This window comes from Curtobacterium sp. VKM Ac-2865 (assembly GCF_015350905.1).
Classification (GTDB): Bacteria; Actinomycetota; Actinomycetes; order Actinomycetales; family Microbacteriaceae; genus Curtobacterium.
Genome location: NZ_JADKRZ010000003.1, coordinates 86,547 through 112,320 on the forward strand (window position 1 = coordinate 86,547; position 25,774 = coordinate 112,320).

Annotated in this window: 24 protein-coding genes; 9 read left to right on the forward strand and 15 right to left on the reverse strand. The window is 72.7% G+C overall.

Features of this window, described 5'->3' with window-relative positions:
* Nucleotides 1-37 precede the first annotated feature (37 nt).
* On the forward strand, nt 38-625 hold the full coding sequence (locus ITJ54_RS09255; RefSeq protein WP_194627603.1) for a MarR family winged helix-turn-helix transcriptional regulator: 588 nt from the start codon (nt 38-40) through the stop codon (nt 623-625).
* Between the two features lie 9 nt (nt 626-634).
* Complete coding sequence (locus ITJ54_RS09260) at nt 635-838, forward strand: hypothetical protein (RefSeq protein WP_194627605.1); 204 nt, start codon at nt 635-637, stop codon at nt 836-838.
* A 13-nt stretch (nt 839-851) separates the two neighbouring features.
* On the opposite strand, the gene ITJ54_RS09265 is transcribed toward ITJ54_RS09260, so the two are convergent.
* The 6 genes from ITJ54_RS09265 to ITJ54_RS18295 all read right to left on the reverse strand — a co-directional run bounded on the left by ITJ54_RS09265 (nt 852) and on the right by ITJ54_RS18295 (nt 6,961).
* Nucleotides 852-1,700, reverse strand: coding sequence for an NAD(P)-dependent oxidoreductase (locus tag ITJ54_RS09265; RefSeq protein WP_323741661.1), 849 nt, complete (start codon nt 1,698-1,700; stop codon nt 852-854).
* Between the two features lie 74 nt (nt 1,701-1,774).
* Nucleotides 1,775-2,620, reverse strand: coding sequence for a M23 family metallopeptidase (locus ITJ54_RS09270; protein ID WP_194627609.1), 846 nt, complete (start codon nt 2,618-2,620; stop codon nt 1,775-1,777).
* Nucleotides 2,621-2,636: 16 nt separating this feature from the next.
* Nucleotides 2,637-2,984 carry a hypothetical protein gene (locus tag ITJ54_RS09275; RefSeq protein ID WP_194627611.1) on the reverse strand — a complete coding sequence of 116 codons (348 nt, stop codon included), beginning with the start codon at nt 2,982-2,984 and terminating at the stop codon, nt 2,637-2,639.
* A gap of 132 nt (nt 2,985-3,116) precedes the next feature.
* Nucleotides 3,117-3,845: a lysophospholipid acyltransferase family protein gene (locus ITJ54_RS09280; protein ID WP_228509144.1), complete on the reverse strand. Its 729-nt coding sequence runs from the start codon at nt 3,843-3,845 to the stop codon at nt 3,117-3,119.
* A 97-nt stretch (nt 3,846-3,942) separates the two neighbouring features.
* A complete protein-coding gene (gene recQ, locus ITJ54_RS09285) occupies nt 3,943-5,796 on the reverse strand; it encodes a DNA helicase RecQ (protein ID WP_071274080.1) in 1,854 nt (617 codons plus the stop codon).
* A gap of 55 nt (nt 5,797-5,851) precedes the next feature.
* Nucleotides 5,852-6,961, reverse strand: coding sequence for a CPBP family intramembrane glutamic endopeptidase (locus ITJ54_RS18295; RefSeq protein WP_194627616.1), 1,110 nt, complete (start codon nt 6,959-6,961; stop codon nt 5,852-5,854).
* A gap of 35 nt (nt 6,962-6,996) precedes the next feature.
* Between ITJ54_RS18295 and ITJ54_RS09295 the strand changes: the two genes are divergently transcribed.
* Nucleotides 6,997-7,911: an EamA family transporter gene (locus ITJ54_RS09295; protein ID WP_194627618.1), complete on the forward strand. Its 915-nt coding sequence runs from the start codon at nt 6,997-6,999 to the stop codon at nt 7,909-7,911.
* Nucleotides 7,912-7,956: 45 nt separating this feature from the next.
* On the opposite strand, the gene ITJ54_RS09300 is transcribed toward ITJ54_RS09295, so the two are convergent.
* Nucleotides 7,957-8,400 carry a GNAT family acetyltransferase gene (locus ITJ54_RS09300; protein WP_194627620.1) on the reverse strand — a complete coding sequence of 148 codons (444 nt, stop codon included), beginning with the start codon at nt 8,398-8,400 and terminating at the stop codon, nt 7,957-7,959.
* A 109-nt stretch (nt 8,401-8,509) separates the two neighbouring features.
* Between ITJ54_RS09300 and ITJ54_RS09305 the strand changes: the two genes are divergently transcribed.
* Together ITJ54_RS09305 and ITJ54_RS09310 are read left to right on the forward strand one after the other, a co-directional pair.
* Nucleotides 8,510-9,319, forward strand: a complete 810-nt coding sequence (locus tag ITJ54_RS09305; protein WP_323741662.1) for a class E sortase — start codon at nt 8,510-8,512, stop codon at nt 9,317-9,319.
* Entirely contained in the window at nt 9,316-9,498 is a 183-nt protein-coding gene (locus ITJ54_RS09310; protein ID WP_228509290.1) for a hypothetical protein, read from the forward strand. The genes ITJ54_RS09305 and ITJ54_RS09310 overlap by 4 nt, the downstream gene beginning before the upstream one ends.
* Nucleotides 9,499-9,557: 59 nt before the next feature.
* Here ITJ54_RS09310 and ITJ54_RS09315 read toward each other — a convergent pair whose 3' ends face one another.
* The 4 genes from ITJ54_RS09315 to ITJ54_RS09330 all read right to left on the reverse strand — a co-directional run bounded on the left by ITJ54_RS09315 (nt 9,558) and on the right by ITJ54_RS09330 (nt 15,613).
* The gene (locus ITJ54_RS09315; RefSeq protein WP_194627622.1) at nt 9,558-12,536 is read right to left on the reverse strand and encodes an AAA family ATPase; all 2,979 of its coding nucleotides are present in this window, start codon (nt 12,534-12,536) and stop codon (nt 9,558-9,560) included.
* Entirely contained in the window at nt 12,536-13,705 is a 1,170-nt protein-coding gene (locus tag ITJ54_RS09320) for a metallophosphoesterase family protein (protein ID WP_194627624.1), read from the reverse strand. The genes ITJ54_RS09315 and ITJ54_RS09320 overlap by 1 nt, the downstream gene beginning before the upstream one ends.
* Before the next feature lie 66 nt (nt 13,706-13,771).
* A complete protein-coding gene (locus ITJ54_RS09325) occupies nt 13,772-14,980 on the reverse strand; it encodes a S24/S26 family peptidase (RefSeq protein ID WP_194627626.1) in 1,209 nt (402 codons plus the stop codon).
* A 33-nt stretch (nt 14,981-15,013) separates the two neighbouring features.
* A complete protein-coding gene (locus tag ITJ54_RS09330) occupies nt 15,014-15,613 on the reverse strand; it encodes a hypothetical protein (RefSeq protein WP_194627627.1) in 600 nt (199 codons plus the stop codon).
* A gap of 203 nt (nt 15,614-15,816) precedes the next feature.
* On the opposite strand from ITJ54_RS09330, the gene ITJ54_RS09335 reads away from it, so the two are divergent.
* Both ITJ54_RS09335 and ITJ54_RS09340 read left to right on the forward strand, forming a co-directional pair.
* Complete coding sequence (locus ITJ54_RS09335) at nt 15,817-16,311, forward strand: MarR family winged helix-turn-helix transcriptional regulator (RefSeq protein ID WP_194627629.1); 495 nt, start codon at nt 15,817-15,819, stop codon at nt 16,309-16,311.
* A gap of 43 nt (nt 16,312-16,354) precedes the next feature.
* Nucleotides 16,355-16,864 (forward strand): mycothiol transferase, encoded by a 510-nt coding sequence (locus ITJ54_RS09340; protein ID WP_194627631.1) that lies wholly within the window; start codon nt 16,355-16,357, stop codon nt 16,862-16,864.
* Between the two features lie 76 nt (nt 16,865-16,940).
* On the opposite strand, the gene ITJ54_RS09345 is transcribed toward ITJ54_RS09340, so the two are convergent.
* Together ITJ54_RS09345 and ITJ54_RS09350 are read right to left on the reverse strand one after the other, a co-directional pair.
* Nucleotides 16,941-19,085: a DEAD/DEAH box helicase gene (locus ITJ54_RS09345; RefSeq protein WP_194627633.1), complete on the reverse strand. Its 2,145-nt coding sequence runs from the start codon at nt 19,083-19,085 to the stop codon at nt 16,941-16,943.
* A gap of 263 nt (nt 19,086-19,348) precedes the next feature.
* The gene (locus tag ITJ54_RS09350) at nt 19,349-20,203 is read right to left on the reverse strand and encodes a polyphosphate kinase 2 family protein (protein ID WP_194627635.1); all 855 of its coding nucleotides are present in this window, start codon (nt 20,201-20,203) and stop codon (nt 19,349-19,351) included.
* Nucleotides 20,204-20,303: 100 nt separating this feature from the next.
* On the opposite strand from ITJ54_RS09350, the gene ITJ54_RS09355 reads away from it, so the two are divergent.
* Together ITJ54_RS09355 and ITJ54_RS09360 are read left to right on the forward strand one after the other, a co-directional pair.
* Complete coding sequence (locus tag ITJ54_RS09355) at nt 20,304-21,440, forward strand: alpha/beta hydrolase (RefSeq protein WP_194627637.1); 1,137 nt, start codon at nt 20,304-20,306, stop codon at nt 21,438-21,440.
* A 110-nt stretch (nt 21,441-21,550) separates the two neighbouring features.
* Nucleotides 21,551-21,802, forward strand: a complete 252-nt coding sequence (locus tag ITJ54_RS09360) for a hypothetical protein (RefSeq protein WP_194627639.1) — start codon at nt 21,551-21,553, stop codon at nt 21,800-21,802.
* Here ITJ54_RS09360 and ITJ54_RS09365 read toward each other — a convergent pair.
* Together ITJ54_RS09365 and ITJ54_RS09370 are read right to left on the reverse strand one after the other, a co-directional pair.
* Nucleotides 21,799-25,014, reverse strand: a complete 3,216-nt coding sequence (locus tag ITJ54_RS09365; protein ID WP_194627641.1) for an efflux RND transporter permease subunit — start codon at nt 25,012-25,014, stop codon at nt 21,799-21,801. The two genes, ITJ54_RS09360 and ITJ54_RS09365, sit on opposite strands and share 4 nt — an antisense overlap.
* A 75-nt stretch (nt 25,015-25,089) precedes the next feature.
* The gene (locus ITJ54_RS09370; protein ID WP_194627642.1) at nt 25,090-25,737 is read right to left on the reverse strand and encodes a DUF6518 family protein; all 648 of its coding nucleotides are present in this window, start codon (nt 25,735-25,737) and stop codon (nt 25,090-25,092) included.
* Nucleotides 25,738-25,774: the final 37 nt, after the last annotated feature.

Below are 25,774 nucleotides of genomic sequence, written 5' to 3' on the forward strand. Positions count from 1 at the left end.
GCTAGACAACCTAACTAGGCAGCCTAGAATCACGATCATGAGTTCCGAGGTGACGACGAACACCATGGGGCACTGGTACGGCACCAGGTCCCGGGTCGACGCAACGGACGTGCTCGACGCCCTCCGGCGGTACCGCACGGCCGAGAGCGCCGCGCAGCGTCGCGCCCGAGAAGCCCTGGGGATCGGCGAGAACGCGCTCCTGGCGCTCCGCGTCCTGGTCGACGCCGAGTCCGACGGCCACGCGGTGAACGCCAAGGAGCTCGCGGAACGCCTGCAGATCACCCCGGCATCCACGTCCGCACTCGTCGACCGACTCGTCCAGAGCGGGCACGTCGAGCGCCGACCCGACCCGAACGACCGCCGTGGGGTCATCCTCAGCGCGTCGGGGTCGTCGATGCGCCGTGCCCTCACCGTCATCGACGAGCTGGACACCCGCGCCTTCACCGTGGCCGAGCACCTGCCCTCGATGGACATGGCCGTCGTCGTGGAGTTCCTCGAGGAGATGGCCTCGGTCGTCGACGAGATCGACGCCGACAAGACGGCCAGGCGCGCCGACGGGCCCCGGTCCGTGCCGCCGCGTGCGGAGCGTCCCGCACCCTCGGATGGCTCACCGCAGCACGCGTAGCCTGCAGTCATGACGGAACCCCGGCCCCGCGAGCCCGAGGACGACATGCCCCTCGCCGAGCTCGACGCGCGGGCCCGGGCTGACGCCGCACTCCGACGCATCCGGGACGGCTCCGACCCGGCACGTGAGGCCTTCGACCTCGCCAACATCATGAACGACGAAGCCGTCGGACGCCTCGGGACGAGACTCCGACGGCTCTTCCGCCGCGACTAGTGCGGCGTGCTGCTCAGAAGGCCGTGCTGACCGCCGCGATGTCGTCCTTGCCGTGGCCGGCAGCACTGGCGTCGGCGTAGACCCGACCGAGCGCGTCGAGGAGCGTCGTCGACACCCCGTTCGCCCGTGCGGCGTCCGTGATCAGGCCGATGTCCTTCCGGAGCCCGTCGAGGGCGAACTGCGCGGGGAACTCCCCGGACATCATCGACGCGCCCTTCGTGTGGGCGTAGGCGGAGTCGCTCGCCGAGCCCTCGATGGCCTGGAGGAACAGCGACGGGTCGATGCCGAGCGCCCGCGCGATGGCGAGGGACTGCCCGGTCGCCGCCGTGATCGAGGCGATCCAGGCGTTGGCGGCGAGCTTCAGCGCGGTGGCCTCCCCGACCCGCTCGCCGGCACGGACGGTCTTGGCGCCGATCGCGTCGAGCACCGGGTCGATGGCGTCCAGCGTCGCCGAGGGGCCGGCGGCGAGCATCGTGAGCTTGCCCTGCTCCGCGGGGGTCTTCGTGCCGAGCATCATGGCCTCGACCAGGGTGACGCCGTACTTCGCCGCGATCTGCACGACGGTGTCGCTGCCCTCGACGCCGACCGTCGAGGCCTGCACCCAGACGGTGTCCGTGGGTGCGTCCCCGGCGGCCTGCTCGAGGACGTCGACCACCGCATCGGCGTCGAAGAGCGTCAGCAGGACGACCTCGGCCTCGGCGACGGCGCTGCCCGGGTCGTCGGCGACGGTCGCACCGTGCTCTGCCAGGGGTTCGGCACGCGCACGACTCCGGTTCCACACCGTCACGTCGTGTCCCTCGCGCAGGAGCGACTGCGCCACTCCGGCTCCCATGGCCCCTGTTCCCAACACCGTCACGCGCACCGTGGGTCTCCGTCCTGCCGGTCGGCTCGGTGCCGACGGCTCGTCGAACGGTACGCGGCGACGACGCCCGGTTCTCAGAGGAGCCCGCGCGCCCGGAGCCAGACCGCCGGGTCGACGGGGCGGCCCGACACGATGACCTCGAAGTGCAGGTGGGGGCCGGTCGAGACGCCGGTGTTGCCGACCGCCCCGATGCGCTCCCCCGCGGTCACGACCTGCCCCACACGGACAGCGATCTGGGACAGGTGGCCGTAGCGCGTCTGCAGACCGCCGGCGTGCTGCACGAGGACCTGGTTGCCGTAGCCGCCGAGCACACCGGCCGACACGACCACCCCGGACGTCGCCGCGATGGCCGGGGTCCCGATGGGGGCGGCGAAGTCGAGCCCCTCGTGGTTCGTCGAGCACGCTCCGCACCCCGCGACCCACCGCGAGCCGAAGCCACCCGCAGCGGGCACAGAGCCGTCGACCGGACGCGCGACCGCGGTGCCGTCCGGGAGCGCTGCGCCGAGGATGCCACGTGGTACCCGGCTGGGCGCACGCTCGACGGAGAAGCCGTCGCGGTCGACGTCGATCGGCGCGGACCCCGTGGTGCGGTACTCCTGCGCGTCCATCGCGGCGATCGGCGCGGTGGTGTCGGAGACGGCGTCGGTCGGCGTCGCGAGGGCCGACTGCGGCGACGCGACGGTCACGAACAGGCAGGCGGCGACCGCGGTGGCCGTCAGTGGGACAGCCCGACGGCGCCGACGGCTGGGCTCCGGCGCGGCGGGAGGGGACACCGCCGCACCGGAGGACTGGAACGGACCCGTGGCGGGCCCGGAGCTGCGGAGCGGACGCGACGCACGCGAGGTCCGTGCTGCCTCGGTGTTCGCTGCGCGGCGTTCGGCCCCGCGCGGACGCTTGGGCAGCGCGTCGTTCGTCGTCATCAGGCAGCGGAGCGGGTCAGACGCGGACGGCGCCGTCGGCGTGGATGCGGTCGAGCTCCACCGCGACGGCGTCCACGACGGCGCGGGTCAGGGCGTCGGCGACGGCTTCGACCAGCACGAGCTGCTCCGGACGCACGCTGACCACCTGCGGGAGCGCGGAGGCGACCCGGACGGGGATGTCGTCGATCGCGGCGACGAGCGCAGCGGGGACGAGTGTGGACCGTGCGGCTGCGACGGGAGCCGAGAGCGGCGAGGTGGGAGCCGGCGACGGAGCTGCGACGGGAGTCGCCGTGGGGCGCGGTCCGGCGAGGGTGGCACGGTCGTGCCGCCGGGAGACGGCGTCGAAGAGCGGGGTGGAGGACATGCTGCTGACCTTCCGATCACGGGGTGAGGTCCCTGATCCGTGTTCGGGCGGCGGGACCGTGCCCGGCGTGGGCACGGTCCCCATTCAAGCACTGATATTTCGTATCTGCAATAGCGGGAGCATCGTCGGTGCTCAGTCGGGCTCGACGGCCTCGCTCGGGTCGTCGCGGTGCAGCGCCCGACGGACCCGCTCGACGATGGTCGCCGGCGGGTTGTTGTAGGCATTCGCGGGCTCCTGCCCGCTCATCGCCTGGATGGCCGTCATCACCGCGTCCGTCGCGTGTCGTCGCGCACGTCCGGACGACGCCTCACCGTAGGACGACAGGTCGAGCGGGGCTCCGAACTCGATCGTCACGCGGGCGAGCTTCGGGACGCGGGAGCCGACGGGCTGTACGTCCTCGGTCCCGGTGAGCGCGACGGGCACGACGGGCGCCCCGCTCGTCAGGGCCAGCCAGGCGACGCCGGTGCGCCCGCGGTAGATCCGACCGTCGAGCGAGCGGGTTCCCTCCGGGTAGATCGCGAAGGCCTCGCCCTCCTGCAGGCGGGCGAGCCCGAGGTCGAGGGCCTGCTGTGCCGCGGCACCCGCACCACGCTCGACGCCGATCGCGCCGATCGCCCCGAAGAACGCGCGGGACACCCCGCCGCGGAACCCCGTCCCGGTGAAGTACTCCTGCTTCGCCAGGAACGACACCTTGCGCGGCGCCATGATCGTGATCGCCGGGGAGTCGATGAAGGACCGGTGATTGCTCGCCAGGATGACCGCGCCGCGCTTCGGGACGTTCTTCCGGCCCACGATCCGCGGCCGCCAGAGCACCCGTGCCAGCGGTGCCACCACCCCGCGACCGAGCACGGTGGCGAGCATCGACGAACCGGTCACCTGCAGCCTCCTCGGGGCGAGAGGTACCGAGTGTAGCCAGGGGCAGGACGACCACATGCCGCGAACGGCATGGACCCGGGAGTCAGTCCGCGGCGGCCACCACGTCGAGCACCGCGCGACCGTAGGACTCGAGCTTCGCGGCACCGACGCCGGAGATCTCGGCGAGCTGGTCGACGTCGGACGGTCGGACCGCCGCGATGCCCCGGAGGGTCGCGTCGTTGAAGACGACGTACGCGGGGACGCCCTGCTCACGGGCCTGCGCTGCACGCCACGCGCGCAGTGCCTCGAACAGTCCGACGGCTTCCTGCGGCATGTCCGAGACGACCGTGCGGCGGCCGCGGCTGGCTCGGGGTGCCTTGACCGGGTCGCGGCGCATGAGCACCTGCACGCGGCCGGCCAGGACCTCGGCGCTGCTCTGGCTGAGGACGAGCGTGCCGAAGCCGTCGCCGGACACCGCGGCGTAGCCCTGCGCGAGCACTTGCCGAGCCACGGTGCGCCACTCGCCCTCGGACAGGTCGGCGCCGATGCCGAAGGTCGCGAGGGACTCGTGCTTGAGCTCCTGCACGCGCGGCGACTGCTTGCCGATGAGGATGTCGACGAGGTGCGCGACGCCGTACCGCTGGCCGCGCTCGCGGTCGAGCCGGACGATGGTCGACAGGAGCTTCTGCGCGGGCACGGTGCCGTCCCAGGACTCAGGCGGGGCGATGCACGTGTCGCAGTTGCCGCACGCGGTCGATTCCTGCCCGAAGTACGCGAGCAGCCGCACCCGGCGGCACTCGATCGTCTCGCAGAGCGCGAGCATGGCGTCGAGGTGTGCGCTGAGCTGACGACGGTGGGCGGCGTCGCCCTCGGACTGGTCGATCATCCGGCGCTGCTGCACGACGTCGTTCAGCCCGTACGCCAGCCACGCGGTGGAGGGCTGACCGTCACGCCCGGCGCGGCCGGTCTCCTGGTAGTAGCCCTCGAGCGACTTGGGCAGGTCGAGGTGGGCGACGAAGCGGACGTCCGGCTTGTCGATGCCCATGCCGAACGCGATCGTGGCGACCATCACGATGCCGTCCTCGCGCAGGAAGCGGGACTGGTTGCGCTCGCGGACCCGGACGTCGAGCCCCGCGTGGTACGGCAGCGCCGGGATGCCCTGGTCGACGAGCGCCGCGGCCGTGCGCTCGACCGAGTTGCGCGACAGGCAGTACACGATGCCCGCGTCGCCCTTGTGCTCCGTGCGGATGAACGTCAGCAGCTGCTGGAGCGCACCCGTCTTGGGCTCGATCCGGTACTGGATGTTCGGGCGGTCGAAGTCGGCGACGAAGTGCTCGGCGTCGTCCAGCCCGAGCCGGCCGGAGATCTCGCGGTGCGTCTGGGGGGTCGCCGTGGCGGTGAGGGCGATCCGCGGCACCGTCGGCCAGCGCTCGTGCAGGACGCTCAGCTCGAGGTAGTCCGGGCGGAAGTCGTGGCCCCATTGCGCGACACAGTGCGCCTCGTCGATGGCGAACAGGGCGATGCGGGCGCGGTCGAGCAGCGCGCGGGTGGACTCGAGCTTGAGCCGTTCGGGCGCGAGGTAGAGCATGTCGACCTCCCCCGTGACGACGGCACGCTCGACGCGGGCACGCTCGTCGGGGCCCTGCGTGGAGTTCAGGAACGCGGCCTTGACGCCGTTGGCCGCGAGGGCGTCGACCTGGTCCTGCATCAGGGCGATGAGCGGCGAGACGACGACCCCGACGCCGTCGCGGACGAGCGCGGGCACCTGGTAGCAGAGCGACTTGCCGCCACCCGTGGGCATGAGGACCAGGGCGTCCTGCCCGGACACCACGCGGTCGATGATCGCCGCCTGTTCCCCGCGGAAGTCGTCGTACCCCCACACCCGGTGCAGGACGTCGAGCGCCGCGGTGCGCGACGGGGACGCGTCGGGCACGACGGCGGCCGTGGTGGTGCTCATGACTCCAGCCTACGGGCGACCGACGACACCGATCCCGCTGTCCACAGGGGCGCGGTCAGCGCCCGGTGCTGGCGACCGACCCGGCGGGCGCGACCGCGGCGGTGGATCCGGCCACCCCCTCGGAGCGAGCCGGTGCGCCCGACCAGCCGATGCCTCCTGGCCGGACCCAGCGTGTGCCACCTGCCCAGGTGGGGACCACACCACGGAACCGGGGGGTCTCGGCGCCGGGGAAACGGCGGTCGAGCTTCCGCCAGTGGGCGAGGAACTCGACCATGCCCCAGTAGAAGAGCGACGTCACCAGGGTGACGAGCCAGCTCTGCCAGGAGCCGTTCGAGGAGTCGAGGTCGACCTTCGACCACCCGGGCGCCTGGAGCACGAAGATCATGATGTTGTTGAAGGCGTGCTGCAGGACGGTGGCCTCGAGCCCGCCGGTCCGGAGCACGATGACCGCGGCCACGAGCCCGAACGACCCGACGTCGAGGATGCCCCAGACGTTGTAGCCGTTCGGGATGTGCAGCAGGGCGAACACGACGGTGGAGACGAGGACGGCCACGACGGCGCCCACCTTGCGCCACGGGATCCAGGCGCCGAGGGTCTGCATGAGGAACCCGCGGAAGACGTACTCCTCGGCTGCCCCCTGGAACGGCACGAGCAGGACGACCATCGCGATCGTCAGGGTGAGGGCCTGGACGGAGACGGTCGACTGCCCGATCGCGTCGTGGTCCCACCCGAGGCCACCGTCGAACGTGAACATGCCGAGGGTCTGGACGACGAACATGATCACCGCGATCACCAGCGTCGGCAGCAGGCACCACGCCGCCCAGCGCCAGCGGACCCGGAAGCGGATCGACGAGAGCGTGTTCGCCGGGCCGAGCCGCGCGACCTTCACCGCGAGCATGATCCCCGGCAGCAGCACGACGAGCGACACCAGGGACAGCGACAGCACGATCGGGTCCGTCGGGTCGAGCGCGCCGCTCTGCAGGCTCTGCTCGAGGTCGAGCAGCCCCTGCGGCCCCTGCGTGGCCCCGATCGGCACGAAGTACGCGATCGTGATGAGGATCTGGGACACCAGGTACCACCCGGCGAGGAACGCGAGGGCGACGAGCGGACGCCACCAGCGCCAGCGGGCGTCGACGCGGAAGAGACGGTGGTAGGGAACGCTCACCTGCGCAGGGTACCGGGCACGGCAGGATGGGACCCGTGATCACCGTCGTGCTGGGCCTCTGCGGGGCGCTCGTGTACGGGTTCGCGGACTTCCTCGGCGGGCTGGCCTCGCGGCGGCTCCGGCCCGTCACCGTCGCGGCGTCCGCAGCCGTCGTGGGCATCGTGCCGCTCCTGGTCGCGCTGGCCGTGGTGGGCGGACGGTTCTCGTGGCAGGCCGGCCTGTGGGGCGCGGTCGCCGGCGTCTCCGGAGCGGTCGGAGTCCTCCTGCTCTACGCGGCACTGGCGATGGGCCCGATGAGCGTGCTGTCACCACTGACCGCGGTGTTCGCCGCCGTGGTGCCGGTCGTCGTCGCGCTCGTGGGCGGGACCGTGCTGTCGCCGGTGGCGATCGGGGCGCTGGTCGTCGCGGTCGTGGCCGTCGTGCTCGTGGCGTCGGTGCGGGACCCCGGCGGCGCTCGGCTCACCGCGCGCGGCGTGGTCACGGCAGCGGTGGCCGGGTGCGGGTTCGGCGGGATCGTGCTGGCCTTCAACGAGACGCCGGCCGACTCCGGCATGGCCCCGCTGTTGGTCGCGCGGCTGCTGCAGGCGGTGCTGCTGGGGGTCGCGGCGATCGCTGCCGCGCTCCGGACGGGAGGCCCCTCCCGCGTCACCGCCGCGTCCAGCGCTCCCGACGTGGCCGGCTCCACGGCCGTCGGCGGCTCGGTCCGTCGGCTCGCCCTGGTGGTCGTGGCGTGCGGGGTGTTCGACGCCCTGGCGAACGTGTTCATCCAGACCGGGCTGCACTCGAGCACGGACCCGTCGACGCTGCCGGTGATCAGCGTGCTCAACGCGCTCTACCCGATCGGCACCGTGCTGCTCGCCGGGGTCGTGCTGCGCGAGCGGCTCGCCGTGCTGCAGGCGGTCGGCATCGGCCTGGCGCTGACGGCGTCGGTCACGCTCGCGCTGGCCTGAGTCGGGCGCGCTCGCGCTGGCCTGCGTCGGGCGCGATCGCCTGCGTCAGACGTCCGGGATCAGGCGCTTGCCCATCGACACCGTCCGGTCGTCGGTGTACCCGAGCGACTCGTAGAAGCCGATGACCTGCTCGTTGCCCGCCCGCACCTGCAGGTTCAGCTTCGGGCAGCCGAGGTCGGTGAGCAGCCGTTCGAACTCCGCCATGAACGCGCGCCCGAGCCCGGAGCCCTGCAGGTCGGGCCGGACGGCCAGGTAGTTCACCCAGCCGCGGTGGCCGTCGAAGCCGGCCATGCCCGCGGCGACGACGGCGGGGCGGTCGGAGCCGACCGAGGCCTCGGTCGCGACCAGGAACAGCTCGGGTTGCACGGTCAGCTTGCGGGCGATGTCCCGCCGCGGGTCGTTCCACGGACGGACCAGGCCGCAGGACTCCCACACGGCGACGACCGCCTCGGTGTCGGCAGGGGTGAACTGACGGATGACGTGTTCCATCGCTCCACGGTAGCGACTCGGTGGAGAACGTCCTCGACCGGGCGTCACCATGGTCTGATAGACCTAGCCCGTCGTCACCGCGACGCAGAACGACCGGACCAGGAGCCACGTGACCACACACGACACCCTTCCCGCGCACGGGGGCGCGCAGGACGAACAGGTTGGTCGCTCCCGTTCACCCCGTCGTCGGCCCCGCCAGACGGTCGGCGGCGCGCTGCTGTCGCTCGTCGCGGAGCTGCTCATCATCGCCGGTGCCGCCACGGGGCTCTACGTGCTCTGGACCGCCTGGTGGACCGACGTGGTCGCCGTGCACGACCAGACCGCGCTCGTGCAGGACCTGCAGCAGGTGAAGCCGCCGTCGGAGGTCGGCACCGAGCGCCGCGGGGTCGCCCCCGTGCTCGCGGAGCCGCCGGGGCTGTCGTCCGTGTTCGGCACGATGCAGATCCCCCGGTTCGGCGCGGACTACGACCGGCCCATCGGTGAGGGCACCGATCGTGAGAAGGTCCTCAACACGATCGGGCTCGGCCACTACCAGGGCACGGCGATGCCCGGCGCCGAGGGCAACTTCGCCGTCGCCGGCCACCGCGTCACCTACGGCAAGCCGCTGAACCAGATCGCGGACCTGAAGCCCGACGACGCCATCGTGGTGCGCGTCACCGACAAGGCCACGAACTTCGACACCTGGTACGTCTACAGGGTCACCGACAGCCAGATCGTCACCCCCGACCACGTCGAGACCATCGCCCCCGTGCCGAACAAGCCCGGTGTCGAGCCGACCGGTGACGACCGCTGGCTCACGCTGACGGCCTGCCACCCGATGTGGTCCGCGAAGGAACGCTTCGTCACGCACGCCAAGCTCGACTACTGGATGCCCGCGTCGGAAGGCACCCCCAAGGAACTCTCGGAGCCCGCCAAGTGATCTTCCCGTTCGTCTGGCGGGTCCTGCCCGGACCGACCGCCCTCAAGGTCATCGAGCTGCTCCTGCTCGTCGCCGTCGTCGTCTTCGCGCTCTTCACCTGGGTGTTCCCGTTCATCGCGGCGGACATCCTGCCGCCGCCGGACGGCACGGTCGACACCTCGGCGACGCCGACGCCCTGACGGCCCGAGCCAGCGACCGGTCGAGCGACGGACTCGTCGAGCGACCGACGGGTCGGCCGTCAGACCGTCGTCGTCACCCGTGACCCGCCACCGGGAGCGCGGCGGACCTCGATGCGCTCGGGGATCCGCTGCTTGAGCTCCTCGACGTGACTGACGATGCCGACCTGGCGCCCGCCGGCGGTCAGGCGGGTCAGCTGCCCGATCACGCCGTCGAGCGACTCGGGGTCGAGCGTGCCGAAGCCCTCGTCGACGAAGAGCGTGCCGAGCGAGACCCCGCCGGCCTCGGCCTGGACGATGTCCGCCAGCCCGAGTGCCAGGCACAGTGACACCGTGAAGGTCTCGCCGCCCGACAGGCTGCGGGGGTCGCGGGTGGTGTCCGTGGTGTGGTCGCGGACCGCGAGCGCCAGGCCCGTGCGACGGGACCGGCTGCCGGACTCGCGCTCGTCGGAGGTCTCGAGGGCGAACCGCCCGCCGAGCATCGCCCGGAGCCGGTCGTTCGCCGCCGCGACGACGTCCTCGAAACGGCGCATCAGCACGTAGGTGCCGAGGGTGATGCCCGTCGGGTTCACGCCGGGGGCACCGGCGGCGATGTCGGCGAGGCGCACCACCGCGCGGCTGCGGGCGGACGTCCCCGCCCGGGCCGTCAGCGCACGTTCGACGTCGGTCGCGCAGCGGTCGGCGGCCGTGGCCCGGTCGGCGGTGCTGGTGGCGTCGCGCGCGGCGCCCTCGAGCGCGGCCGTGGCCTGGACCCTGGCGGCTCGGGCGGCGTCGAGGTCGAGGGTGGCGGGGTCGTCCTGCGCCGCGGCGACGACGGCCGGTTCTGCGAGGCCGGCGTCCACCACCGCACGCTCGCGGTCGGCGGCCCGCACCTGCTCCTGCAGCCGCTCGGTGTCGTCGGGGGCGAGCACGGCGGACCGGGCGGCGGCGACGTCGGCGAACTCCTGCTCGGCGACGACCCGGTCGACCTCGGTCCGGCGTTCGGCGACGGCACGCGCGGCGACGCGGGCGTGCTCGTCGGCGGTGGCGACCGCCCGCAGGGCCTCGACGCGACGGTCGATCGCGGCGACCGCGTCCGGCAGCGCCGTGGGCTGCTCGTCGAGGTGGGCGAGGTCCGCCGTCAGCGTGTGCAGCGCCGTGGCGACCGCGGCGGTGTCCTGCTCGATGCGGTCGGCGTCCGCGGTGGTGGTCGCGAGGAGGACCTGTCGGCGCGCGTCGACGTCGTTGCGGTCGTGTTCGAGCGCACGGGTGGCTTCGTCGTGGGCCGTGCGAGCGCGTTCGTGCCGGGCGACGTCAGCAGCGGCGGCGCGGGCCTCGGCGAGGCGCGCGTCGGCTTCGGCGGCACGGGCGTCGAGGTCGGCCGAGCTCGACGCACCGAGGACGCTGACGAGGCGGTCACGCTCGGCCCGCTCGAGCGCCAGGGTGGTGGCGGCCTCGGCGAGCAGGTCGTCGGCTCGGCGAGCGACGGCGGCGGCCTCGGCGATCTGCGCCGGCGTGGGGTGGTCGGCCTGTGGTGTGGCGACGGCGGGGTGCTCCACCGCGCCGCACACCGGGCAGGGGTCACCCGGCTGGAGCGCTGCGCCGAGCTCCCCCGCCAGGCCGGCGATGCGGCGTTCGCGGAGCTGCTGCTCGGCGTCGAGGGCACGGTCCGCGGCGACACGGGCGGCGGTGACCGCGGCTTCCCCGTCGGTGACACGGGCGCGCGTCGCGACGAGCTCCGCCGACACGCGACGGAGTTCGGCGACGGCGTCGGCCTGGTGCTGGGCGGCATCGGCGCCGGCGGCCGTGGCAGCTGCGGTCCGCGCGGCCTCGACGACGCGTGCCCGTTCGGCCGGGCGGGCGTCGAGCGCGGCGTCGAGCTCGGTCAGTCGGGCGGCCAGGCGTTCGGCGTCCACTCGGGCGGCGTCGAGCGCGACGCGACGCCCCGGCAGCGCCCTGGCCACGGCGACCAGGTGCCGGACCCCGCTGACGACCTCGGTCAGGCGGTCGCGCTCGGCGGCGGTGTCCTCGTCGGTCACGCCGTGCTCGGCGCGCACAGCAGCACGCGTCGCATCGGCGGTGGACGCACGCTGTTCGGCGGCGTCGAGACCGTCCGCCACGGCGCCGACCCGCGCGGCACGTTCGGCGACGGCCAGGCGCCGCCGGACGTCCGCCACCGTGGCGGACTGCTCGTCGAGTGCCGCGACACGACGCAGGAGCGCAGCACGGCGCTCGAGGGCGGCGGCACGGAGCACGACGGCCTGTTCGTGCTCGGCGGCGGCCGTGGCGGTCAGGGCGGCCTGCGCTCGGAGGACCTCGGCGTGCTCGGCAGCGGCCCGGAGGTCGGCGGCGACGTCGGGGACCGCCGGCTCGTCCACGTTGGGACGACCCGAGGCCTCGGCGAAGCGGGCGAGGGCGTCCCGCACGCGGGCGTCGGCGGCGTCGACCTCGGCAGCAGCGGCGCGGCGACGGGTGGCGAGTTCGTCGGCGGTGCGGTCGTAGACCTCGGTGCCGAACAGGGACTGCAGGAGCCGGCGGCGGTCTTCGCCCGGCGACTTCAGGAACTTCGCGAACTCGCCCTGCGGCAGCACCACCGTCTGCAGGAACTGCGCGCGGTCGAGCCCGATGATCCGCGTGATCTCGGCGCCGACCTCTTGCGCACGGGCGGAGACGGGTTCGCCGGCGGGGTCCGTCGGGCTGGCCAGGCGGGTGAGCTGCGCGGACGCCTGCTGCTTCACGGTGCCGGTGCCGCGCTGCTTGGGGCGGTCGTGCTGCGGCGTGCGACGGACGCGGAACACCCCGGCGCCGGTCTCGAACACGAGCTCGACGAAGGGCTCGACCGCGGGGTCGGCGTGCTGGGAGTGCAGGCGGTCGGTGCTGACGTCGGTGCCCGCCAGCCCGCCGTAGAGCGCGAACACGACGGCGTCGATGATCGTGGACTTGCCCGAGCCCGTCGGCCCCTCGAGCAGGAACACCCCGGACGCGGCGAGCGCGGCGAAGTCGATCGAGACCAGGTCCGGGTACGGGCCGATGGCGCGGAGTTCGAGCCGGTGCAGGTACATCAGCGCACCGCCCGGTCGTGGTCGGACATCGTCGCCACCGCGGCTTCGTACGCGTCACGCAGCACGACGAGTTCGTCGTCCGACGGGGCGCCCCCGGTGGCGAAGGTCACGAAGTCGGCGGAGACCTCGACCGGGTCGGACGTCGCCGTGACCGCGCGGGTGGTCGTGCGTGCCGGGGCGTCGGTGGGTTCGTGCGTGACGGCGAGGGCGTGCGGGAAGTGGTCCTTGACCCTGGCGTACATCCGCTCGGGGTGCACGGTGTCCGTCACGGCGACCCGGACCCAGGCGTCGGCGTGCTCGGCGAAGGTGCCGGACTCGATGGCGTCGATCGGTCCGCGGACGTCCACGAGCGGCCGCGGCACCGGTGTGGGGAGGAGCTCGACGGACACCGCGCCCGAGGCGTCGAGGTCGACGAGCGTCACCGACTTGGTGTGGTTCCGCTCCCCGAAGGAGAACGCGAGCGGCGAGCCCGCGTACCGGATGCGGTCGGTGTGGCCGACACGCTGTGGTCCGTGCAGGTGCCCGAGGGCCACGTAGTCGATGCCGTCGAACGTGGACTCGGCGACGCGGTCCACCCCGCCGACGCGGATGTCCTGCTCGCTGTCGCTCGGCTCGGCACCGCCCACGAAGGCGTGCGCGACGACGACGCTGCGGGTGCCGGGGCGCGCGGCGAGGTCGGCCCGGACGCGGTGCATCGCGGCACCGACGACGGCCTGGTGCGAGCGGGCGAGCGGTTCGTCGGGGACGGTGGCCAGGGCGTACCGGACCATGTCGGGCTGCAGGTACGGGATGCCGTAGACGGCGACGGGGCCGTCCGGGTCGTCGACGAGCACGGGGTCGGCGAGCCGCGCCGGCTCGGACAGGATGCGCACGCGCTCGTTCATCACCGCGGAACCGAACCCGAGCCGGACGGCGGAGTCGTGGTTGCCCGGGGTCACGACGACGGTGGCGACCGTGGCCAGGCGTTCGAGCACGGAGGACAGCATGCGCACGGCGTCGACCGGCGGGATCGCGCGGTCGTAGACGTCACCGGCGACGACGACGAGGTCGACGGAGCGCTGCACGACGACCCCGACCAGGTGGTCGAGGAAGGCGGCCTGGTGCTCGAGCAGGTCGGCACCGAGCAGCGAGCGGCCCAGGTGCCAGTCGCCGGTGTGCAGGATGCGCATGCCGGTCACGCTAGCGCCGCCCACGGACATCACGGGACACCCCGCCCGCGCCTGTGGAGAACGCGGTCAGCCGCAGCTGAGGTTGGTGCTGACGAGGGCGGTCTGGATCTTCGTCGTCGAGGTGCTCGTGGCGGTCCACGTCCCGCCGAGGTTGGTCCGGACGGCGACGGTGACGGTCGCGCCGAGGTTGAGGATCCCGCTGCCGACCACGCGGACGGACGACACGGTGCCGACGTCGGTCCCGACCACGGTGGAGCCCATCATCACGTCGAAGGACGAGACCACGCCGGGCGCTCCCCCGTAGGTGAACCCGATGTTCACGCTGCCGTCGCCGTTCGCCTTGCAGGTGAGCGCCGTCGTCGCGACCGCGGTCGCCGCGGTCAGGGTGGGACCCGCGTTCACGGTCTTCGCGGTGAAGGGGACCGCGACGGCCTGCGCCGGCAGCAGCAGGCCGAGCCCGCCGGCCACCAGCACCACCGCGGCGACCCCGCCGGTGCCGCGCAGTCGGCGCTGCCGGCGGACCTGGCGGCGGTGCGCGCGGCGGGACAGCACCTGCCCGGACAGCATCGGCCCGGACAGCGCGTGGCGACCGGACCGACCGTCGGGCCGGAGGAGCGGGGCGGACGAGGGGTGGGCCTCCAGGCAGTGCCGCGGTGACGGACCGTGGCCGGCATCGGGACCGGGACCGTCCGGGTCGTCGTCGTCCTCGTCGCGGACGGCCGCGGCCAGCCGTCGGAGCGAGCCGTCGACGGTGGCGAGCCAGAGGACCGCCGCGGCGGCGAGGACCAGCAGCGCGACCTTCGACCAGGCTCCGTCCCGCATCCAGACGATCGGCGTCCCGACGAACGGGATGCGCAGGAACGCGACGCCGTGCACCGCGGAGCGGGTGATCGCGGTCGAGTCCCGTTCGGGGTTGGCGTCGCCCTTGGTGACGACGGAGCCGTCCGGTCCGGCGTCGACGAAGCGGTGCATCCGGAGGTGACCGGCCTGGTCCGGGTCGTCGGCGAGCAGGACCTGGCCGACCCGGAGCTCCGCGGGCGCCACCGGACGCGAGACGACGACGTCGCCGGGGACGATCCGCGGCGCCATCGAACCGGTCATCACCGTGGTGGGGAGCCAGCCGATGACGGCGGGCGCTGCGGCCCAGAGCGCCAGGCCGAGGAGCGTGGCGATCACGCCGCGGGCGACCGTCGCGACGACGACACGCCCCCAGTCGACGGCGTCGTGGAGCGCATCGTGCGGTGTGCGTCCACCGCTGACTTCGATGCTGACCATGGTTGCCTTCGACCGGGGGCGTGCTGGGGTGGCTCAGCTGTTCTGGGCCTCCCAGGTGAGGCCGACGGAGGCGGTGCCGTTCATGACCGAGTTCGGCGCGGTCGGCGAGACCGTGTAGCTCACGCGGTAGACCTTCGACTCGGTCGCGGTGCCGGTCGGGGTCCAGGTGCCGACGCCCGTGGCGTAGTTCGTCGCCGACGTGCCGAACGCGGCGAGCGTGCCCGAGTAGACGGAGCTGTTCGTGGCGGCCGGGGTGAAGCCGGTGCAGGAACCGAAGCCGCCGCCGGTGCCGAGGTCGATCGCGACGGTGATGTTGGACGAGAGCGCGTTGGTCGTGGCCGGGGTGGTCGCGTAGAGCTTCACGGCCGACGCGAGCGAGCCGGTCGAGGTCACCGTGATGCAGTTCGTGCCGGTCGAGCCGGGCTTCAGACCCGTGGCGTTGAAGAGCGCGGTGTTGTTGTCGTCGTCCGTCAGGGCGACGTTGCCGGCGGTCCAGTTGTTCGTCGGGTTCACCGTGGTGGCGGAGAACGCGGCGTACGAGGCGGTGGAGACGACGGCGCCCGAGGCGACGAGCGCGGCGGGGATGGCGATCCAGGCGGCGAGGCGGGCAGCACGAGGAGTGACACGAGGCATGGCGGTGCTCCAGAGGAGAAGAGGTCTGATCGGTTGGTTCGGCCGGGACCGCGATGGTTTGAGTCGCGCTGCATGCCGGGGTGGTGCGGTGTACTGGTTGGTACGACGATCAAGTTACTTCGTCCGAGAGTGACTCACAAGACGAGGGATGCCCCCTCTGGTGGGGACAGCGGAAGTGTCTTGATCAGTGAGATACTTGCTCGATGAGCAGTACGGTACCGACCACCTCCCCCACGACGTCCGCCGTACCGACCCGCCCCGACGACGGCATCGCCGCCCTGGTCACCGCCTTCCGGCTGCTGCAGACGCAGCACTCGCGGGTGCTCCACCACGAGAGCAGCATCCGGGGGCTCAACCCGACGGACAGCCGCTTCGTGTTCTTCCTGGCGTCGGCCGACGACCTGGGCGTCACGCCCAAGCGTGCCGGCGAGTACCTCGAGCTCTCCACCGGTGCCATGACCTCGCTCATCGACCGGCTCGAGCAGGGCGGTCACATCGAGCGGCGCCCCAACCCGGACGACCGCCGCAGCATCCTGCTCCACCTGACGCCGTCCGGCGAGGCGATCGCCCAGCAGATCGGCGCCGTCTACTCGGCGGCGTTCCGTGAGGTCATCGCCCCCGACGCCCGCGAGGCCCTCGCCGAGGCGTTCACCCGGTTCGGCAACGCACTCGCCCGTCGCTCCGGCGCCTCCGCCTGACGAGTCGGACTGGCGCTGCGCGCCCGGGCGTAGGTTCGGGGGCATGACCCCCTCAGAACTCCTCATCGAAGCGTTCTCCCGCGTGCCCGAGACCGTCGAGCGGGCCGTCGACGGGCTCTCCGAGGACCAGCTCGCGTCACGCCCCGGAGCGGGCGCGAACACCGTCGGCTGGCTCGCCTGGCACATCGCGCGCGGGCAGGACGTGCAGGTCGCGGACCTCGCGGGCACCGAGCAGGTGTGGACCGCAGACGGCTGGTACGACCGCTTCGGGCTGCCCTTCCCGGCAGAGGCGCTCGGCTACGGCATGTCCCAGGACGACGTCGGCCGGGTGCGGGCGTCCGGCGAGCTGCTCACCGGGTACCTCCGCGCGGTCCACGAGCGGACCGTCGCGTACCTCGGCACGCTCGGGCCGGACGACCTCGACGCCGTGGTGGACGACGCGTGGGACCCGCCCGTCACCGCGGGCGCGCGCCTCGTCAGCATCCTCGACGACTGCACGCAGCACGCCGGGCAGGCCGGCTACGCGCGCGGGCTGCTGTTCTTCAACCGCTGACGCTGGTCGGACTGACGACGGACTGGAGGCCCGGTGCCAGCTGGCACCGGGCCTCCAGTCCGTCATCTGCTCGCGATCAGCGCGCGGCGAGCTCCGCGACGATGCCGTCGCCGGGGCCGGCCTGCACCAGCTCGGCCTGGATCTCGGCGCGCTCGAGGATGCCCTCGATCTTGCGGATGCGGCCTCGGGGGACGATCGTGACGACGGTGCCCTCCTTGCCGGCACGACCCGTGCGGCCCGAGCGGTGCATGTACGCCTTGTAGTCGTCCGGGGCGTCGGCCTGCACGACGAGCGAGACGTCGTCGACGTGGATGCCGCGGGCGGCGACGTCGGTCGCGACGAGCACGTTCACCCGGCCGCTCGTGAGCAACTGCAGGTTGCGCGTCCGTCGGGACTGGTTCAGGTCACCGTGGAGCGAGGTCGCACGGATGCCGGCGTCCTCGAACTGCTCAGCGAGACGCTCGGCGTAGGCCCGGGTCCTGGCGAAGACGATCGTCTTGCCGTCGCCGGCGACGAGCTCCTCGAGGAGACGGTCCTTCTCGCGCTGCTCGACCACGAGCACGCGGTGGTCGATGGTCGAGGACGCCTGGTCCTCGCCCGCCACTTCGTGCACGCTCGGCTCGTGCAGGAACTGCTCGACGAGGGCCGCGACCTGGGTGTCCAGCGTGGCGCTGAACAGGAGCTTCTGCGCGCGCTTGCCGGCCGGGGTGACCTGGGCCGTGGCCTCGAGGATCTCCTGCACGGGCTCGAGGAACCCGAGGTCGCACATGTGGTCGGCCTCGTCGAGGACGGAGACGACGACCTCGCTGAGGTCGAGCGTGCCCTTCCGCATGAGGTCCTGCACACGGCCGGGAGTGCCGACGATGATGTCGACGCCGCGCTGCAGAGCGCCCTCTTGACGGCCGTACGGCACGCCGCCGTAGATCTGCGTCGTGAACAGGCCGACCGACCGGGCGATGGGCTGCACCGTGCGGTCGATCTGCAGGGCGAGCTCACGGGTCGGCGCGAGGATGAGCGCACGCGGGGCGCGGCCCATCTTGCGGTTCGCGCCGCCGCCGTTCTCCATGAGCTTCTCGACGAGCGGGGCGCCGAACGCGATGGTCTTGCCGGAGCCCGTGCGGCCGCGGCCGAGGACGTCCTTGCCTGCGATGACGTCGGGGATCGTCGCGGCCTGGATCGGGAACGGGCTGGTCGCACCGAGCTCGGCCAGGGCACGCGAGATGTTGCCGCCGATGCCGAGGTCGGCGAAGGTCACGCCCTCGACGTCGGCGGCGATGGTCGACTCGGCCTTGAGCTTGTCGAGCTTGACGTCGTCCACGGGGACGAAGTGGCCGGCGCGGGACGCGGGGGCCTCGCGGTCGTCGCGGTCGAAGCGGCGCTGGGGGCGCTCGTCGTTGTCACGACGAGGTGCGCGGTCGTCGCGGTTGAACGTGCGCGGGGCACGGTCATCGCGGTCGAAGCGGCGCTGCGGGCGCTCGTCGTTGTCACGGCGCGGGGCTCGGTCGTCGCGGTTGAACGTGCGAGGAGCGCGGTCGTCGCGGTCGAAGCCGCGCTGGGGACGCTCGTCGTTGTCACGACGGGGCGCACGATCATCACGGTTGAAGCTGCGCGGGGCACGGTCGTCGCTGTCACGACGGGGTGCTCGGTCGTCACGGTTGAACGTGCGCGGGGCACGGTCATCACGGTCGAAGCGACGCTGCGGACGCTCGTCGTTGTCACGACGCGGGGCACGGTCGTCACGGTTGAACGTGCGCGGGGCACGGTCATCAGGGTCGAAGCGACGCTGCGGGCGCTCGTCGTTGTCACGACGCGGGGCACGGTCGTCGCGGTTGAAGCTGCGAGGCGCGCGGTCGTCGCGGTCGAAGCGACGCTGCGGGCGCTCGTCGTTGTCACGACGAGGGGCACGATCGTCGCGGTTGAAGCTGCGCGGGGCTCGCTCATCGCGGTCCGAACCGCGTGCGGGACGGCCAGCGCCGCGGGGCTCCCACGCCGGACGGCTGCCGCGGCTGTCGCGCGGGTCCCAGTTCGGACGGCTCGGGCGATCGCCCTGCGACGAACGGTTGCGGCGGTCGTCAGCGTCCCAGCGCTGCTTCTGCCGGGGCGCGGTCGGCTCCGGGGCGCGGAAGCCGCGGTGCTTGCTGCTGCGAGCGGCGGGGGTGCCGTTCGGGTGACGGGTTCGGTCGGAGGCGCGGTTGTCCGCGCCCTTGTCGTAGGGGGCCATGAGTGCTTTCCGGGGTGCAGACGTACCACGCAGCCCAGCAGCGACATCGGCGGGGGCGGTTCGTGGAGAGGGGGTTCATCCCGTCGTCGATCGACGTGATTCCAGCCCTCGAACTACACAACACCCAAACACGTCCGCGGCTCGCGAGCCGCGGTGTCGAAGGCCGACCGGCCGAGTCTACGCGACCACGCGCGTCGACACCAGCCCCGTCGATCGGCCGGGCTGGTGTCGGTGGGCGAGCGGGGCCTCCTGGCCGGAGGGGCTCAGGACTCGGCGAGCCGCTGTCGTTGCTCGGCCACGTCGAAGTCCGCCGCGGGCCACGAGAGGTGCATGTCCTCGAGCGCGCGGAGCAGGAGCTGCTGGACGGCGAGGCGGGCGTACCACTTGCGGTTCGCCGGCACGACGTACCAGGGTGCGACGGCGGACGACGTGCGGTCGAAGGCGATCTGGTACGCCTGCTGGTAGTCGTCCCAGCGCAGGCGCTCGTCGATGTCGGCCGGGTTGAACTTCCAGTGCTTGTCGGGGCGGTCCAGGCGGTCGCCGAGGCGAGCGCGCTGCTCGTCCTTCGAGATGTGCAGCATCACCTTGACGATCGTGGTGCCCTGCGCGGCGAGTCGGCTCTCGAAGTCGACGATCGCGCCGTAGCGACGCTCGATCTCCTCGGGTGGGGCGTACCCGCGCACCCGCTGGATGAGGACGTCCTCGTAGTGGGAGCGGTCGAACACCCCGAGCTGCCCGGCGGCCGGGAGCTGCCGTTCCACGCGCCAGAGGAAGTCGTGCTCGCGCTCTTCTGCCGTCGGTGCCTTGAACCCGGCGTAGTGCACGCCGTTGGGGTCGACGGCGCCGACGACGTGCGACACGATGCCGCCCTTGCCCGCGGTGTCCATCGCCTGCAGTACCAGGAGCACGCGGCGCTCGTCGCCCGCGGTCGCAGCGGCCCACAGACGTTCCTGCAGAGCTGCGAGTCGGTCGGCTCCGGCGGCGAGGGACTCGAGGCCGTCGATCTTGCGTCCGGGGAAGCCCGGGGTGCCGTCGGGGTCGACGTCGGCGAGCTGGAAGCCCTCGTCGACACGGAGGAGCGGTTCGGGATCGGCGTTCCAGGCCTTGCGTCGACTCACGGGTCCTCCTGCTTCGACGGTGACGGGTCGCCCTCATCCTGGCACCCCCGGGTGTCCAGCGTGCTGCGATCGGCCACACCTGGGGATACCGTTGTCGGCGATGAGGTCCGGCCGTCGCACCCTGCTCGCGCTCGTCGCCGCGATCGTGGCGCTCGGCGCGGTCGCGTCGTGCAGTGCCGACCCCGCCGGCGACGGCAACCAGACCGTCACCGCCGGCGCCGTGATCTACCCCCTGTCGTTGCGGTACCACGGCATCGACGTCGTCACGGACGTGCCGTACGGCGGGGACCGACTGCAGCGGCTCGACGTCTGCCTGCCGGCGGACAGCGCACCGGGCACGACCGCGACGCCCGAGGGGGCGGCGACGCCAGCGGGTGCGGCTGCTGCCGCTGGGAGCGGGGGCCTTGCCGGCTCCGGGTCCACTTCCTCGGCAGTGCCGGAGGTCCCCGAGCCGGGTGCGACGGGCCGCACGAACCCGTCACCGACCGCGCCGGCCACGGCCGACCCCTCGGCGCTCGAGAAGGCCGCCACCGGGACCCGGCCGGCCGTGATGATGGTGCACGGCGGCAGCTGGTCACACGGCGACAAGGACACGGCCGCGTACCGGGCCGTCTGCCAGTACCTGGCGTCCGCCGGCTTCGTCACGTTCAACGTGGACTACCGCCTCGCCCCGACCGATCCGTTCCCCGCCGGGCTCGACGACGTCCGACGGGCGCTCGACTGGGTGTTCCGGCCCGCCACGCTCGAGACCTACGACGTCGACGCGGACCGGGTCGGGGTGTTCGGCGGGAGCGCCGGGGGGAACCTCGTGTCACTGCTCGCCGTCGAGGACCACCGCTCGACCGCGTACGCCGACGGTGACCGCATCCGTGCGGTCGTCGACCTGAGCGGACCGTCGGACCTGACCAGCCGCTCGACCGCCTCCGACGGGGTGTCGGCAGCGTTCCAACGGCGACAACTGCTGTACCTCGGCTGCACCCGGTACGACGCCTGCCCAGCGGCCGAGCGGGCGTCCCCGCGGTACAACGTGACGGCGGACACCCCGCCGTTCTTCATCGGGCACTCGACCCACGAGTTCATCCCGATGTGGGAGTCCCAGGACTTCGCCTCGGCCCTGCGCGACGAGGGCGTCCCGGTCACCTTCGTCGCGGTCGAGGGCACCGCGCACTCGATCGCCCAGCTCGACCAGGCGATGAGCGAGCGCGTCGTGCGGTTCCTGCGGCGGACGCTGCGCTGACGGAGCGGGCGGTCGGGCGGTCGGTCAGACCGCGGACCGGTCTGTACCCCGGGCGGGTGCCACCCGGAGTCGGGCTGCCGGCGGCGCACCGTCCGGACGAGACTTCCCGGGTGACCGACACCTCGACCCTCCTCGTGCGACCCACCACCAGCTGGCAGCACCGCTCGCTCGCCAGCACCGCGGCGGAGCTGCTGCTCGGGCTGTCGTTCGTGGTGACCGTGGCCTTCGCGGGCTGGGGCGTGGCGACCGGCCACACCTCGCCGGTCGCCCAGCTCGGTGCGGTCGTGTTCCTCGTGACGCTGACCGTCGTCCTGGTGAACTGGTTCACGCAGCTCGAGGTCGAGGACGCCGAGGGGCGCTAGCGCGCGTACTGGTCCTTCCACTCCTGACGGCCCGACCGGGTGAAGGTCTCCCGGAGCCACTGCCGGAACCGACGCCGCGGGCGGCCTGCGGCGCGACGGTCTGCACGCCACTCCAGCGCCCGCTCCACCAGGAAGTACAGCGCCGGCAGCACGATGAGCGTCAGCAGAGTAGACGACACGAGCCCGCCGATCACCACGAGTGCGAGCGGCTGCGAGATGAAGCCGCCCTGCCCGGTGACCCCGATCGCCATCGGCACCAGCGCGAAGATCGTCGCGAGCGCCGTCATCAGGATCGGCCGGAGTCGTCGTGTGGCGCCCTCGACCAGGGCCTCGCGCACGCGGAGGCCCCGTCGTCGGTACTGGTTGACGAGGTCGATGAGCACGATCGCGTTCGTCACGACGATGCCGACGAGCATGAGCACGCCGATGAGCGAGGCCACCCCGAGCGGGATGCCCGACACGAGCTGCAGCAGGATCGCCCCCGTCGCCGCGAACGGCACGGACACGAGCAGCAGCACCGGCTGGTACAGGTTGCGGAAGGTCGCGACCATGACGACGTAGACGATCAGGATCGCCACCAGGGCCGCGAGCAGCAGCTGGCTGAACGCCGACGACTGGCTCGAGGCGACGCCGCCGATCGACGCTGACGCGCCCTTCGGCAGGTCGAGCTGGTCCACCGCCGAGGTGACGGACTGCACCGCTGCCCCGAGGTTCGCCGGGTCCGGGGTCACCGTGATGGTGGCCGTCCGGACCGCGTCCGACGTGGTGACCGTGGTCGGTCCGTCCGCACGCTCGACCGTCGCGACGTCCGACAGCGGGACGGAGCCCGTCGCGGTCGGCACCGAGAGCGCCCGCAGCGCGGCGATCGTCGTCGGCGGTTCCGGGTCGGCGATGTAGACGTCGAGGGTGGCGTCCTCGATCTCGACCGAGCCCGTGTCACGCGGGGACACCGACGCGGCGACGAGCCCGCCGACCTGGGTCTCGGTGAGCCCGAGCTCGGCGGCCTTCGCCCGGTCGACCCGGACGGCCAGGTAGGGCTCGGCGGCGGAGAGGTTGCTCGACGCGCCGGTCGTGTCGTCCAGGCCCCGCATCTTCGCGAGCACCCGGTCGGACGCCGTCTTGAGCTGCGCCTGGGTCGGCGCCGTGACGTCGACCTCGATGTCGCTGCTGCCGCCGAAGGCCCCGCCGGCAGAGGACACTGCGACGTTCCCAGCACCCGTGATCCCGTCGAGGCGCTTGCGGGTGTCGGACTGGATCCGGGTCTGGTCGGCACCGGACGTGGTGGTGACCGCGTACTGGATCGACGCCGTCCCGCCGCCGCCGAACGCGGCCTGGATCGACTGACCGCTCGACCCGATCGTGGTCTGCACGGTCTCGACGCCGTCGACCGCGCGGAGTTCGCGCTCGACCTTGCGGGCTGCGTCCGACTGGACCGCGAGCGAGCTCCCCGGTTCGAGGTCCTGCGTGACCGTGAACGTGTTCTGGCCGGAGTCGCCGAGGTAGTTCGTCTTCACGAACGGCAGCGCGGCGGCGGTCCCGCCGAGCACCAGCACGGCGAGGAGGACGACGACCCACGGGAACCGCAGCACCCAGTGCAGCAGCGGCTGGTACCCGCGCCGCAGCCGGTCGGGAGCGCTGGCGTCGTGCAGGTCGGCGGCACTGCTGAGCGTGGTGCTCGTGGCCGACGAGGACGAGGACGCGGACGCCGCCGCCGCGTGCTTGTGGCCCTTCGGCGCGCGGAGGAACCAGTACGCCAGCACGGGCACGATCGTCAGCGAGACGAGCAGCGACGCCACGAGCGCCATCGACACGGTGAGGGCGAACGGCCGGAAGAGCTCACCGACGAGCTCGGCGACGAACGCCACCGGCAGGAACACCACGACGGTCGTCACGGTGGACGCGGTCACGGCGCCGGCGACCTCGCGCACGCCGTCGAGCACGGCCTGGCGCCGGTCGACCCCGGGTTGCAGGTGCCGCTTGATGTTCTCGATCACGACGATGGAGTCGTCGACCACGCGGCCGATCGCGATCGTCAGCGCGGCGAGCGTGATGATGTTGAGCGTGTACCCGGCGGCGCGCATGCCGATCGCCGCGAGCAGCACCGAGGTCGGGATCGAGATCGCGGTGACGAGCGTCGACCGGACGGACAGCAGGAACACCAGGATCACGACCACGGCGAAGCCGAGCCCGAGCAGCCCTTCCTCGGCCAGCGAGTCGATGGACTGCTGGATGTAGGGCGCCTGGTCGAACACGACCGTGAACTTGGGGTCCCCGGTGATCTTGGACTCGATGCCGGGCAGGGCGTCGCGGACGGTCGTGGAGACGTCCACCGTGTTGGCCTGCTGGGTCTTGGTGATCGCGATGGTCAGCGCCTGCTCACCGTCCACACGGCTGATCGACGTGCGCGGGGACTCCTTGATCGCGACCGTCGCCACGTCCCCGAGGGTCGTCGCCACGGGGGCGCCGGTGACGTCCTTGCCGCCGGTCAGGGGCAGGGCAGCGATGTCGGCGGTCGACGCGATGCGCTCCCCCGTCTGCACCGAGAGCGTCGAGCCGTCCTGCGTCAGGCTGCCGCCGGGGATGAGCGTGCCGTTGTCGTCGAGGGCGTCGGAGATGGTGGTCTCGGACAGGCCCCTGGCGGCGAGCTCGTCGCGGTCGGGGGTGATCACCACGCGGCGACCCGGGTTGCCGAAGACGTCGGCCTCGCGCACGCCGTCGAGCTTCTCGAGGTCGGGGATCGCCGTCGCGTTCAACCGGTCGACGAGCTGCTCCTGGTCACCCTTGGCGGACACGGCGAGCTGGAGCACGGGCAGGTCGTCGAAGGACCCGGTGACGATCTGCGTCTGCACGGAGTCCGGCAGGGAGAGAGCGTTGACGACGGTCTGGATCTTGTCCTCGGCGCTGGCGAGGTTGGACCCGTAGTCGAACTCGGCGGAGACGACGCTCTGCCCGGTCGAGGACGTCGCCGACGTGGACTTGAGGTCCGGCACCGCCTGGATGCCCTGCTCGATCTTGGTCGAGACGTCGTTCGACACGACCTGCGGGGTCGCGCCGGGGTAGGCGCTGACGATCGCGATCTGCGGGAACTGGACGCTCGGGATCAGCTCCTGCTTGAGGCTGGAGAGCGCGATCCCGCCGAACACCGCGACGACGATGGTGACGAGCGCGATGAGCGCGCGGTTCCGCAGGCTGAAGACCGAGAGGAGGTGCACGCTCCGATCCTCGCAGGCAGGGCTGACAGCGGACGCATCAGCAGCGTCACCGCGACCGTGGGACCACCGGACCCGTCAGCTGAGCAGGACGTACGCGCCGAGCACCCCGACCGTCCCGAGCACGCCGCACCCGAGCGCCACGACCCGTCCCACCGGTGTCCGCGCGAGCACGACCCCGACGAGCAGCACGCCCGCCCCGACGACGATCTCGACGATCCACGTCGCGACGCCCGTGGTCTCGGCGACCTGCAGCAGGCAGCGGATGCCCTCACCGACGAGGACGGCTGCGGTCACGCCGAAGGCCGCTCCACGCCAGCGGCCGTCCCGGGAGCGGACGGCCACGGCGACGGCACCCGCGAGCACCCCGGCCGGGAAGCCCATCAGCACCCAGAAGCTCGTGATCGACAGCACGTCCGGGAAGCCGCGCAGGTTCGACGCCGCCCAGTACCCCACGTGCAGGAGCTCGAGCAGGACGATGCCGGTCACCATCGCCACGGGCAGCCCGACGCGTCCGCCGCGCACCCGCATGACGAGCAGCAGCGCGACGGCGACGATGAACCAGGGTCCGGCCGAGTTGGCGACGCTCGACAGCCCCGTGACGCCCTGGCCGTACGAGGTGAGCACCCCCGCGAGCAGCGCCCCGCCGAACGCCATCGAGACCCGGGCGGCCGCGGGCACGGCCGGGACGGCGGGGACGGAGCTGCTCGCGGTGATCGGTGTCATGCGCCCAGCATCGCGAGCGCCCGGCGCACCGTCGTCC